1 pseudogene is annotated in these 445 nt (G+C 57.3%); it reads left to right on the forward strand.

Going from position 1 to position 445, the window contains the following annotated elements:
* Nucleotides 1-238, forward strand: a pseudogene (locus DVK03_RS19550) (TOBE domain-containing protein); the annotation flags it as partial.
* Nucleotides 239-445: the final 207 nt, after the last annotated feature.

Consider the following 445-nt stretch of genomic DNA (forward strand, 5'->3'; position numbering starts at 1 on the left):
GACCGTGAACGTGACCGAGCCGCTCGGCGACAGCCTGCTGTTACACTGCTCGATCGGGGAGACGCCCTGTAAGATCCAGGCGAAGGCACGGTCCGAGATCCGCCCCGACGACACGGTTTCGATCGCGTACGACCCAGCTCGGCTACACCTGTTCGATCCAGAGTCCGGTGACGCGCTCTATCACTCCGAGTCGTACGCTTCGAGCGAGAGCGCGGCCGCAGCGGCGGATCACGGATGACAGTCTCGGTAGACGACCCGTCACGGTAGGCGACCTCAAGCTCCTACCTCGATGCTAGAACCGCAGAATAAACGCAATAGAACATTCGAGAAAGGGTCAGTCAACCCGAACGCTTCGCCACCGCGAACTACATAGTGGTATAGTCTACTAATACAAACTGATTAATTCGGGAGGATAATATCGTCATTTGAGTCCGATCCTCAGGAG

Origin of the sequence: Haloferax sp. Atlit-109R (assembly GCF_003665865.1) — an archaeon.
GTDB classification, from domain to species: Archaea; Halobacteriota; Halobacteria; order Halobacteriales; family Haloferacaceae; genus Haloferax; species Haloferax volcanii.